Annotated in this window: 9 protein-coding genes; 8 read left to right on the top strand and 1 reads right to left on the bottom strand. The window is 53.8% G+C overall.

Going from position 1 to position 12,640, the window contains the following annotated elements; all coding sequences use genetic code 11:
- The 6 genes from IMQ48_RS21630 to fhuB all read left to right on the top strand — a co-directional run.
- The coding region (locus IMQ48_RS21630; protein ID WP_196210604.1) for a fimbria/pilus outer membrane usher protein at positions 1–1,912 on the top strand (1,912 nt) is incomplete at its 5' end.
- Between the two features lie 5 nt (positions 1,913–1,917).
- Entirely contained in the window at positions 1,918–2,910 is a 993-nt protein-coding gene (locus IMQ48_RS21635) for a fimbrial protein (RefSeq protein ID WP_196210641.1), read from the top strand.
- A 215-nt stretch (positions 2,911–3,125) separates the two neighbouring features.
- Complete coding sequence (gene fhuA, locus IMQ48_RS21640) at positions 3,126–5,315, top strand: ferrichrome porin FhuA (RefSeq protein WP_196210605.1); 2,190 nt, start codon at positions 3,126–3,128, stop codon at positions 5,313–5,315.
- Positions 5,316–5,362: 47 nt separating this feature from the next.
- Positions 5,363–6,160 (top strand): Fe3+-hydroxamate ABC transporter ATP-binding protein FhuC, encoded by a 798-nt coding sequence (gene fhuC, locus IMQ48_RS21645; protein WP_196210606.1) that lies wholly within the window; start codon positions 5,363–5,365, stop codon positions 6,158–6,160.
- Complete coding sequence (gene fhuD / locus IMQ48_RS21650; RefSeq protein WP_196210607.1) at positions 6,160–7,050, top strand: Fe(3+)-hydroxamate ABC transporter substrate-binding protein FhuD; 891 nt, start codon at positions 6,160–6,162, stop codon at positions 7,048–7,050. Before fhuC ends, fhuD begins: the two co-directional genes overlap by 1 nt.
- Positions 7,047–9,029 (top strand): Fe(3+)-hydroxamate ABC transporter permease FhuB, encoded by a 1,983-nt coding sequence (fhuB, locus tag IMQ48_RS21655; RefSeq protein ID WP_196210608.1) that lies wholly within the window; start codon positions 7,047–7,049, stop codon positions 9,027–9,029. The genes fhuD and fhuB overlap by 4 nt, the downstream gene beginning before the upstream one ends.
- A gap of 136 nt (positions 9,030–9,165) precedes the next feature.
- Here the strand turns inward: fhuB and hemL are convergent, their stop codons facing one another.
- Complete coding sequence (hemL, locus tag IMQ48_RS21660; protein WP_196210609.1) at positions 9,166–10,446, bottom strand: glutamate-1-semialdehyde 2,1-aminomutase; 1,281 nt, start codon at positions 10,444–10,446, stop codon at positions 9,166–9,168.
- Between the two features lie 167 nt (positions 10,447–10,613).
- Between hemL and clcA the strand changes: the two genes are divergently transcribed.
- Complete coding sequence (clcA, locus tag IMQ48_RS21665; protein ID WP_196210610.1) at positions 10,614–12,035, top strand: H(+)/Cl(-) exchange transporter ClcA; 1,422 nt, start codon at positions 10,614–10,616, stop codon at positions 12,033–12,035.
- Between the two features lie 205 nt (positions 12,036–12,240).
- Positions 12,241–12,585: an iron-sulfur cluster insertion protein ErpA gene (gene erpA / locus IMQ48_RS21670; protein ID WP_003018581.1), complete on the top strand. Its 345-nt coding sequence runs from the start codon at positions 12,241–12,243 to the stop codon at positions 12,583–12,585.
- Positions 12,586–12,640 lie beyond the last annotated feature (55 nt).

Genomic DNA, 12,640 nt, shown 5'->3' on the forward strand with positions numbered 1-12,640 from the left:
TTCTGGGATGAATATTGGTGCCTGGCGTTTACGCAATAATAGCACCTGGGGTGATGACAACGGCTGGTCGTCAATCAGCACGACGTTACAGCGCGATATTAAGCGTCTGCGGAGTCAACTGGAAATTGGACAAACGTATACTGACGGTGAGCTATTCGACAGCGTGCAGATGACGGGAATAAAACTGGAAACGGATACCAGTATGCTGCCGAGTAGCCAACAGGGATTTGCGCCGGTGGTGAGAGGTATTGCCAATAGCGATGCTAAAGTTTCGATCAAACAAAATGGCTATGTCATATACCAAAGCTATGTTTCTGCTGGTCCTTTTGAGATTCGAGATTTAAGTCAGGTGACCGCTGGATCCGATCTGGAAGTGACTATCACGGAAGCCGATGGAACGGAGCGTAGCTTTATTCAAGCCAGTTCGTCAGTGCCGGTGCTACAGCGAGAGGGTTCGCTAAAATACAGCCTGGCGGCCGGGCGCTACCGTGATACGGATGAGGGAGAAGAGCCGGGGTTTGGTCAGGCAACGGCTATTTATGGTCTGCCTTATGGCATGACCGTTTACGGCGGCTTATTGGGGGCGTCGATTTACCGCTCTGCACTGGTGGGCATTGGGGCTGATTTGCACCGCTTTGGTTCATTCTCGATGGACGTGACAGCGGCCAAAACCACATTTGATGGTTCGCGGGAAGACGCTAACGGTATGTCCTGGCGAGCACAGTATGCGAAAGACTTTCCTGTCACGAATACCACTGTGACGCTGGCGAGCTATCGCTATTCAACCGCTGGTTTTTATACCTACCAGGAAGCTATTGACCAGCGTAACAACGCGGATATTGAGGAGGGTATCTACAGCTATCGCAGTACCAATAATCGCCGAAGCCGAATGCAGGCCAACCTCTCGCAATCGATAGGACAATGGGGATCAATTTATGCTAATGCTTACCAGCAGGATTACTGGAATCTGAGTGGTCATGAACAGAGCGTTAGCCTGGGGTATAGCGCGCGTTGGGCTGGTGTGAGTTGGTCAGTGAACTACAGTATGACCAAAACACCGTCGACAGCCCAAGATCAGCAGGTTGCACTAACGGTGAATATTCCGCTTTCTCAGTGGCTTCCCAATGCATGGGCGACCTATAGCCTGAACAGTTCGCAGCATGGTAGTACGTCCCATCAAGTAGGGCTGAGCGGTATGGCACTGAAAGACAACAATCTCAATTACAACCTGCAGCAGAGCTATACCGATAATAATGGCGGGATGGGGGGCTATTTGTCAGCTCGCTATCGCGCTTCGGCGGGTGAGTTTGGCTCCAGCTATAGCTATCAGGGAGATAACCGCCAGTTAAGCTACACCGCACAGGGTTCGGTGGTTGCGCACCCGCACGGCATTACGCTGGGACGCTCGTTACAGGATGCTTTTGCGGTGGTGCATATTGCTGATGGCCGTGATGTCAGTATTCAGAATGCGCAGGGGATTTACACCGACCGCTGGGGGAATGCCATTGTGCCAACACTAAGCAATTACCGACATAACACGATTACGGTGAATACGCGCGGGCGTGGCAACCTTGATATTCAGGATGCTTCGCTGGATGTGGTCCCGACAAAGGGCGCGGTAGTGTCGGCCGATTTTATCGCGCGAGTCGGTCAGCGAGTACTGTTGACGCTGAAAAAAGGCTCAGGTTATGTGCCCTTTGGCGCAGTATTAAGTATGGATAATACCACTGCTATTGTTGGCGATAATGGTGAGGTTTACCTCACAGGGCTACAGGGATCCCAGGCATTTTCAGTTCAGTGGGGCAAGGGGCCGGAAATGCAGTGTAAAGGTACTGTCTCGGTTCCAGAAACGTCAACGCCCCAGATACGGTTAATCAGTACCCATTGTCAGTCATACAAGGATGAAAAGTGAACAGGATGCTCGTATTCAAAAAAGTGGCGATGGCCGTATTGTTGATTCTGCTGGCGGCGGCGAGTTCCCCGGTTCTGGCAGCCTGTATCTTTAATGGTGGTAGTGGCGGCGTTACTCAGACGTTCATTCTGCCAGCTACTATTATTGTTGAACCTGATACCCCCATCGGCACAATTCTGTATGAAAACAGTGTGGAAAGCGGAGAGGTTAAAGTTGATTGTGATAGCCAAGAGGTTAGGGTTCGAGAGGGTTACACCATCATTACCGATGCGGATGCCCGTGGAGATGTTCTTCCCGGCGTATATAAAACCAATGTCGCCGGTATAGGGATACGTGTCGCTGCCGCAGAGGAAAGAGTGGCGACGTTTAACTCAACCGATCTCGTGACGCCCTTGCACTATGTCGGAATGAGAAAAGGTTCTGAATTCACCACGAGATACCATACTGCTGCGGAGTTAGTGGTTATTGGCGAAGTGGCGGACGGTTATCTTGATACGTCGCGACTGTACTCCGAAGTGACCTACGATAACGTTATGATTAGCGCAATAGCATTCTCCCCAGCAAGCGTACATATCACCACGAACACCTGTAATCTGGCTGAGAAAAATATTTATGTTCCCCTCAAGACGCTCTACAGCGGAGACTGGGATGGCCAATACTCGGCCATTCTTTCTGACGATAATTTCAAAATAAAAATTACTGACTGCGCTGCCGGGACTCAGGTGGATTATCAATTTAAAAGCGCTGGATCTACGGGGGTGACGGACGGCAATATCCTTAATATTGCTAGCGGCGATAGCACCGCCAGCGGTGTAGGGATTCAAATTCTCGATAAAAACAATACGGTGCTGAGTTTTGATCAAGACTATACCGCCACGAGTAGCACCAGTAATAAAGAGGTCGTTGAGATCCCTCTGAAAGCGCGTTACATCAAGACAGGGACGGTGAAAGGCGGCGACGTAGACGCGATTGCGACATTTGAGGTCTACTATCGCTAATGCTGAAATGGTCGACACTTGGCTGACGTGGCATCAAAAATATAACAAATCTGATCATCTGGTAACTTTCGCCTTTCATCTGTTTATTTCTTAACCCCTTAATTCTGGTAGGGGCTTATATCGCTTGCTATGCGTCAGTCGGCTGTCCTATTATGCTGCCGTTATAATAATAATTCTCGTTTACGTTATCATTCACTTTCATCAGAGATATACCAATGGCGCGTTTTAAAACTGCTCAGCCAAATTCCTCGCTGCGTAAAATTGCAGTTGTGGTAGCCACAGCGGTTAGCGGCATGTCTGTCTATGCACAGGCGGCGGTCGAACCGAAAGAAGAAACCATCACCGTAACCGCAGCTCCTGCCGCACAAGAAAGTGCATGGGGGCCAGCTCCGACCATCGCCGCGAAGCGTTCCGCCACGGCGACCAAGACAGATACGCCTATCGAAAAGACCCCGCAGTCTGTTTCGGTCGTGACCAATGAAGAGATGCAAATGCATCAATTCCAGTCAGTGAAAGAAGCGCTGGGCTATACGCCAGGTGTGACGGTTAACAGTCGTGGTGCATCTAACACCTATGATTTTGTTATTATCCGCGGGTTCTCTTCCGTCGGTCTGAGCCAGAATAACTATCTGGATGGACTGAAATTGCAGGGTAACTTCTACAACGATGCGGTTATTGATCCTTACATGCTTGAGCGTGTTGAGTTGATGCGTGGCCCAACGTCTGTACTCTACGGTAAGAGTAACCCTGGCGGCATTATCTCTATGGTCAGCAAGCGCCCGACCACCGAGCCGCTAAAAGAAATTCAGTTCAAAATGGGGTCGGACAATTTGTTCCAGACCGGTTTTGACTTTAGCGATGCGCTGGATGACAACGGTGAGTTTTCCTACCGTTTAACCGGACTGGCACGCTCAACAAACGAGCAGCAGCAAGGGTCCGAATCGCAGCGTTACACGATCGCTCCGTCCTTCTCCTGGCGTCCGGATGACAAAACCAACTTTACGTTCTTGTCCTATTTCCAGAACGAACCGGAAACAGGTTACTACGGTTGGTTACCGAAAGAAGGTACCGTTGAGCCTCTGCCAAATGGCAAGCGTTTGCCGACCGATTTCAATGAAGGTGCTTCAAACAACACCTATTCCCGCAATCAGAAAATGGTGGGATACAGCTTCGAGCACGGTTTTAACGATACATTCACCGTTCGCCAGAATCTGCGCTTTACTGAAATGAAGACGTCGCAGCAGAGTGTGTACGGTACCGGGATTGCTTCCGATGGTCATACATTGAACCGTGGAACGGTTGTGGATGATGAGCGCCTGCAAAACTTCAGTGTTGATACGCAACTGGAAAGTAAGTTTGCGACTGGCACTGTCGAACACACTTTGTTAACCGGTGTTGATTTCATGCGCATGCGTAATGATATCAATGCTGCTTTTGGTAGTGCGCCACCGATTGATCTTAACGGCAACTACGATCCTGAGTATTTTGCATTCGGTGATACCGAACCGTATCAGATGAATGAAACCAAACAGACCGGTATCTATGTTCAGGATCAGGCTGAGTGGAATAAGTGGGTGTTTACCCTCGGGGGTCGCTACGACTGGTCACAGCAAGCCACAACAATACGTCAGAACTCATATACGCCAACGGAAGGGTACATTGAGCGTAATGACCACCAGTTCACCTGGCGTGGCGGTGTAAACTATCTATTTGATAATGGTATTACGCCGTATATCAGCTATAGCCAGTCGTTTGAACCGAGTTCATTTGACTTGTGGAGCGTTCCGCGCGTTTCTTACGAGCCGTCCAAAGGCGAGCAGTATGAAGCCGGGATTAAGTATGTACCGAAAGATCTGCCGATTGTCGTAACTGGGGCGGTTTATCAGCTCACGAAAACCAATAACCTGACTGCTGATCCTAATAATCCTCTGGCTCAGGTTCCTGCAGGTGAAATTCGCGCGCGTGGTGTTGAACTGGAAGCCAAAGCGGCACTTACCGCAAATATCAATATGACGGCTTCTTACACCTATACTGATGCGGAATACACGAAAGACACCAAGCTTAAGGGGAATACGCCTGAGCAGGTACCAGAACAAATGGCTTCTCTGTGGGGGGATTACACCTTCTATGAAGGTCCGTTATCTGGCCTGACGCTGGGCACCGGCGGCCGCTTTATTGGTTCCAGCTACGGCGATCCAACAAACACCTTTAAAGTGGGTAGCGCAGCAGTTATGGATGCTGTTGTAAAATATGATTTAGCACGTTTCGGTATGGCTGGCTCTAGCATTGCGGTTAACGTTAACAACTTGCTTGACCGTGAATATGTCGCCAGTTGCTTCCAGACCTATGGCTGCTTCTGGGGCGCGGAACGTCAGGTCGTTGCAACCGCAACCTTCCGTTTCTAATTTCTCTTTGGGCACGCTTTGCGTGCCCGTTTTACAAGTTGGCCGCTATGCAGGAAAACAGATCCCATCCCGACACCACTTTTGCGTTGAGTAATGTCTCCTTTCGTGTGCCTGGCCGCACGCTTTTGCATCCCCTCTCGTTAACGTTTCCCGTGGGAAAAGTGACCGGTCTTATCGGTCATAATGGTTCCGGTAAATCGACCTTACTGAAAATGCTGGGGCGTCATCAACCGCCATCAGACGGCGATATCCTGCTCGATGAGCAGCCGCTGGAAAACTGGAGCAGCAAAGAATTTGCGCGTAAGGTCGCCTATTTGCCGCAGCAGTTGCCACAGGCAGAAGGGATGACGGTACGTGAACTGGTGGCGATTGGTCGTTATCCATGGCACGGCGCGTTGGGACGTTTTGGCGTGGCTGACAGAGAAAAAGTGGAAGAGGCGATAACGCTTGTAGGGTTAAAGCCGCTGGCGCATCGTCTGGTTGATAGCCTGTCCGGTGGTGAACGCCAACGTGCGTGGATAGCCATGCTGGTGGCGCAGGACAGCCGCTGCCTGCTGCTTGACGAACCGACTTCGGCGCTGGATATTGCGCATCAGGTTGATGTGCTGGCGCTGGTGCACCGCTTAAGCCAGCAGCGTGGACTGACGGTGATCGCCGTATTGCATGATATCAACATGGCAGCTCGCTACTGTGATTATTTAGTAGCGCTGCGCGGTGGCGAAATGATTGCTCAGGGAACGCCTGCGGAACTGATGCGCAGTGAAACCCTGGAACTGATTTATGGCATCCCGATGGGCATTTTGCCGCATCCGGGCGGTGCCGCACCCGTGAGTTTTGTTTATTAATGGTCGGATTACATCATATCACCCGTCGACGTTTATTAACGGCGATGGCGCTGTCACCGCTGCTCTGGCAGATGAACTCAGCGCGTGCGGCGGCGGTTGATCCAGAGCGTATTGTGGCGCTGGAATGGTTACCGGTAGAGCTGTTGCTGGCGCTGGGAATCACCCCCTATGGCGTAGCAGATGTTCCTAACTACAGGCTATGGGTCAATCAACCCCCATTGCCGGACTCGGTGATTGACGTCGGGTTACGTACAGAACCCAATCTCGAACTGCTAACCGAAATGAAACCCTCGTTTATGGTCTGGTCCGCAGGCTATGGCCCTGCGCCAGAAAAGCTGGCGCGCATTGCGCCTGGGCGCGGATTTAGCTTCAGTGATGGCAAAAAGCCGCTGGCGGTCGCTCGCCAGTCGCTGCAGGAGATGGCGCAACTGCTGAATCTGCAACCGGCCGCTGAACGTCATCTGGCGCAATACGATAGCGTGATTGCCAGCCTGAAACCGCGCTTTATTCAACGTGGCGCGCGTCCTGTGCTCCTGACATCCCTGCTTGATTCCCGACATATGCTGGTATTTGGCCCGAACAGTCTGTTTCAGGACGTGCTGGAAGAATACGGGATCCTGAATGCCTGGCAGGGGGAAACCAACTTCTGGGGCAGCACAGTCGTGGGGATTGACCGGCTTGCCGGGTATAAAGATGTTGATGTGCTGTGCTTCGACCACGGCAACAATCAAGAGATGGCCGCGCTGATGTCTACGCCGCTGTGGCAGGCGATGCCATTCGTTCGTAGCGGACGTTTTCAGCGAGTGCCTGCGGTGTGGTTCTATGGGGCCACGCTGTCGGCAATGCACTTTGCCCGCATCCTGGATAATGCGTTGGGAGGCAAAGCGTGAGCAAACGAATTGCGCTGTTCCCGGCCCTGTTGCTGACGGTGTTGTTGATAGCAGCCTGCTGGCTAACCTGGATTAACTTCTCCGTTGCGCTGCCGCGTAGCCAGTGGCAACAGGCTATCTGGTCACCGGATATCGATGTCATTGAGCAGATGGTTTTCCATTACAGTCTGCTGCCACGACTGGCGATTGCATTACTGGTCGGTGCCGGATTGGGTCTGGTTGGGGTGCTGTTTCAGCAGGTGTTACGAAACCCGCTGGCGGAGCCGACCACGCTGGGTGTGGCAACCGGCGCGCAACTGGGCATTACGGTCACTACTCTGTGGGCTATCCCCGGTGCGCTGACCACGCAATTTGCGGCACTGGCCGGGGCGTGTATCGTCGGAGCGCTGGTGTTCGGCGTCGCCTGGGGTAAACGTCTCTCACCCGTGACGCTGATCCTTGCTGGTCTGGTAGTTAGCCTGTACTGCGGCGCGATTAACCAGCTGATGGTTCTCTTCCACCACGATCAGCTGCAAAGCATGTTTTTGTGGAGCAGCGGAACGCTCACTCAAACCGACTGGAACGGCGTGCAGCGTCTGTGGCCACAGCTGCTGGGCGGCGTGATGCTGACCCTGCTGTTACTGCGCCCGATGACGTTGATGGGGCTGGATGACGGGGTGGCGCGTAATCTTGGGCTGGCGCTGTCGCTGGCACGTCTGGCTGCGTTAACACTGGCGATTGTGCTGAGTGCCTTGCTGGTTAACGCGGTGGGGATCATCGGCTTTATCGGCCTGTTTGCCCCGCTGCTGGCGAAAATGCTCGGCGCGCGGCGTTTGCTGGCGCGCCTGATGCTGGCTCCGCTGATTGGTGCCCTGATCCTCTGGCTTTCCGATCAAATTATTCTGTGGTTGACCCGCGTGTGGATGGAAGTCTCCACCGGTTCGGTGACCGCGTTGATTGGGGCGCCGCTGCTGCTGTGGCTGCTGCCGCGCCTGCGCAGTATGAGCGCGCCGGATATGAATGCCAATAACCACGTGGCAGCGGAATGTCAGAACGTACTGATGTTCGCGCTGGTGGGTGGGGCGATATTGCTGCTGACTGTCGTCGTGGCGTTCTCGTTTGGTCGCGATGCTCACGGCTGGACCTGGGCCAGCAGCGCTATGCTGGACGAACTGCTGCCCTGGCGCTGGCCGCGTACTCTGGCGGCGTTGATTGCCGGGGTGATGCTGGCGGTGGCGGGCTGTATTATTCAGCGCCTGACCGGTAACCCGATGGCCAGTCCGGAAGTCCTGGGGATTAGCTCCGGTGCCGCGTTTGGCGTGGTGTTGATGCTGTTCCTCGTGCCGGGGGATGCGTTTGGCTGGCTACTGCCCGCCGGGAGTCTCGGGGCGGCGGTGACGCTGCTGATTATTATGATTGCCGCCGGGCGAGGCGGCTTCTCGCCGCACCGCATGTTGCTGGCGGGGATGGCGCTCAGCACCGCTTTCACCATGCTGCTGATGATGCTGCAAGCCAGCGGTGATCCGCGCATGGCAAGCGTGCTGACCTGGATCTCCGGCTCGACCTACAACGCCACCGGCGAACAGGTGCTGCGGACCGGGATCGTGATGGTGATCCTACTGGCGATTACGCCGCTGTGCCGTCGCTGGTTGACGATTTTACCGTTGGGTGGTGATACGGCACGTGCGGTGGGAATTGCATTGACACCGTCGCGCGTGGCGTTACTGATGTTGGCTGCCGGCCTGACGGCGACAGCCACCATGACCATCGGGCCGCTGAGCTTTGTTGGGCTTATGGCGCCGCACATTGCGCGGATGTTAGGTTTCCGGCGTACGATGCCGCATATGGTGATCTCGGCGCTGGCGGGTGGGGTACTGCTGGTGTTTGCCGACTGGTGCGGGCGTATGGTGCTGTTTCCGTATCAGATCCCGGCGGGATTACTGTCGACGTTTATTGGTGCGCCGTATTTTATCTATTTGTTGAGAAAGCAGAGTCGCTGAGTTTGCCGGATGGCGGCCTATGGACGGACCCCTTTCATGTAGGCCGGATAAGACGCTTTGCGTCGCCATCCGGCAATAAAAAAGCCGGGTGGCGGCTTCGCCTTACCCGGCCTACGTTGTTTCTGGACGTTCTCTTTTACAGCTTCGCAAATACCCGGCGTGCAGCGTCGACAGTGTTATTGATATCTTCCATGCTGTGCGCCACGGACATAAAGCCCGCTTCAAACGCGGACGGTGCCAGATAAACACCTTCATCCAACATCATGTGGAAGAAGCGCTTGAAGCGCTCGACATCGCACGCCATCACATCCTGATAGCAGGTCACGGTTTCGGCATCGGTGAAGAAGATCCCGAACATCCCACCTACATGGTTCACCACCATCGGAATATTAGTTTCCTGAGCCGCTTCCAGCAGGCCTTCTGCCAGTCGCGTGGTCAGGTCATCTAAGGTCTCATGAATCCCCGGCTGAGCGACTTCGTTCAGGCAGGCAAATCCTGCTGCCATAGCAATCGGGTTACCGGACAGCGTTCCCGCCTGGTAAACCGGGCCGGTTGGCGCCAGCGCGTCCATCACATCGCGACGACCGCCGAATGCGCCAACAGGCATACCGCCCCCGATGATTTTACCCAGGCAAGTCAGATCTGGCACCACACCGTAGTAATCCTGCGCGCCAGCCAGCGCGACGCGGAAACCGGTCATCACTTCGTCGATGATCAACAATGCACCGAACTCATCGCACAGCGCACGCAGGCCCGGCAGGAATTCCGGCAGTGGTGGGATGCAGTTCATGTTGCCCGCAACCGGCTCGACGATGATGCAGGCAATGTCCTGTGGATACTGCTCAAATGCCGCCCGCACCGAGGACAGATCGTTATAGGTACAGGTCAGGGTATGCTTGGCAAAATCTGCCGGAACGCCCGGTGAGTTCGGCTGGCCCAGCGTCAGCGCACCGGAACCGGCTTTTACCAGCAAGCAGTCGGCATGACCATGATAGCAGCCTTCAAATTTGATGATTTTATCGCGGCCGGTGAAGCCACGCGCCAGACGGATGGCGCTCATCGTTGCTTCGGTACCGGAGTTGACCATGCGCACCATGTCCATGGTTGGCACGAGTTCGGTGACCAGCGCCGCCATTTTGACTTCCATCTCGGTCGGTGCGCCAAAGCTCAGACCACGCTCGGCGGCTTCGATTACCGCATTGCGGATTGCCGGGTGGTTATGACCCAGTACCATCGGGCCCCAGGATCCGACGTAATCAATGTAGGCTTTACCATCGACGTCATACAGATATGCGCCATCTGCTTTTTCGATAAACAGCGGAGTACCACCCACGCCGGTAAAGGCGCGAACAGGGGAATTTACGCCGCCGGGGATAAGTTCGCGTGCTGCGCTGTAGAGGTTTTCAGACTTACTCATGGATGGGTCCTGGTTCGTAGAAAAAGTGAATGCGGGCTATTCTAGTTATTCAGCGAAGGTTATGAAAGTTTTGCGCATTTGAAACAATACGATTTGCAGGGGATTTTCACAAAATGAGCGAGTAGAATGCCGACTCCGTATTTGTATTACCAATAAATGATCATCTGATGAAAACAGACTCTCCCTCTTTTGAATCACAGCAAATAGTGCGTTTACGGCGCAGGGATCAGATCCGTCGACTCCTTGATCGGGACAAAACGCCGCTTGCGATCCTCTTTATGGCGGCCGTAGTGGGAACCGTGACTGGACTAGTGGGCGTGGCGTTTGAGAAATCGGTCACCTGGGTACAGAACTTGCGTATTGGCGCACTGGTACAGGTTGCCGATCACGCCATTCTGGTATGGCCGCTGGCCTTTATTCTCTCGGCGTTGCTGGCCATGGTGGGCTATTTTCTGGTGCGTAAATTTGCACCTGAGGCCGGTGGTTCGGGGATACCTGAAATTGAGGGTGCACTGGAAGAGCTGCGTCCGGTGCGCTGGTGGCGCGTATTGCCGGTGAAATTTATCGGCGGCATGGGGACGTTGGGTGCCGGTATGGTGCTCGGTCGTGAAGGGCCAACGGTGCAAATCGGCGGTAACATCGGGCGTATGGTGCTGGATGTCTTCCGTATGCGCAGCGCCGAAGCGCGGCATACCCTGCTGGCAACCGGTGCGGCTGCTGGTCTATCGGCTGCCTTCAATGCACCGCTGGCCGGCATCCTGTTCATTCTTGAAGAGATGCGTCCGCAGTTTCGTTACAACCTTGTGTCGATCAAAGCCGTGTTTACTGGCGTTATTATGTCGAGCATTGTGTTTCGTATTTTCAACGGCGAGGCCCCGATTATTGAAGTTGGGAAGCTCTCTAATGCGCCGGTGAATACCCTGTGGCTGTATTTGATCCTCGGGATTATTTTTGGCTGTGTCGGGCCGTTGTTCAATACTATGGTGCTACGCACTCAGGATATGTTTCAGCGGTTCCACGGTGGCGACATTAAAAAATGGGTGCTGATGGGTGGGGCGATCGGCGGCCTGTGTGGGATCCTGGGCTTAATTAAACCTGAAGCCGCAGGCGGTGGGTTTAACCTGATCCCGATCGCTGCCGCGGGCAATTTTAGCGTGGGCATTCTGCTGTTTATTTTTATTGCCCGGGTTATCACCACGCTGCTGTGCTTCTCATCGGGTGCGCCGGGCGGGATTTTTGCCCCGATGCTGGCGCTGGGGACACTGCTCGGTACCGCGTTCGGTATGGCGGCCGCAGCCTCTTTTCCACAGTACCATCTGGAGGCCGGGACGTTTGCGATTGCCGGAATGGGGGCGTTGTTGGCGGCGTCGGTACGTGCGCCACTCACGGGCATCGTACTGGTGCTGGAAATGACAGATAACTATCAGCTCATTTTGCCAATGATTATTACCTGTCTTGGCGCAACACTATTAGCCCAATTTATGGGCGGAAAGCCGCTATACTCGACTATCCTTGCTCGCACGCTGGCAAAACAGGAAGCGGAGCAGGCGGCGAAAAGCCAGAGTACAGCCGCTGGCGAGAATACTTGAACGAAATACCAGGGTATTAGATAATGCCCCAATCATTGGGTTGAATGCTCGTCATACTTCAAGCTGCAGATGCGTTGGCTACACTTGCTAACCCCGGTCACATAGTAGCCTATGCTCCTGGGGATTATCTCGCTTGCCGCCTTCCTGCAACTTGAATTATTTAGAGCATTATTTGCCCAATTGCCAATGTCGTTTGGAGCAAAATATGAGTGATGATGTAGCGCTGCCACTGCAATTTACTGAAGCAGCAGCCAATAAAGTAAAAAGCCTGATCGCTGACGAAGATAATCCGAATCTGAAATTACGTGTGTATATCACCGGCGGTGGTTGCAGCGGTTTCCAGTATGGTTTCACTTTTGATGATCAGGTGAATGATGGCGATATGACCATTGAGAAACAGGGCGTTGGCCTGGTGGTTGACCCGATGAGCCTGCAGTATCTGGTGGGCGGCGCGGTTGACTATACCGAAGGTCTGGAAGGTTCCCGCTTCGTGGTGACTAACCCTAACGCCAAAAGCACCTGCGGGTGTGGTTCCTCTTTCAGCATCTGATTGCTGTCTGCAATACCGATGGTCTGATGGTGTAGGCCCGGTAAGCGTAGCGCCA

Source organism: Citrobacter sp. Res13-Sevr-PEB04-36 (assembly GCF_015672735.1).
Classification (GTDB): Bacteria; Pseudomonadota; Gammaproteobacteria; order Enterobacterales; family Enterobacteriaceae; genus Citrobacter.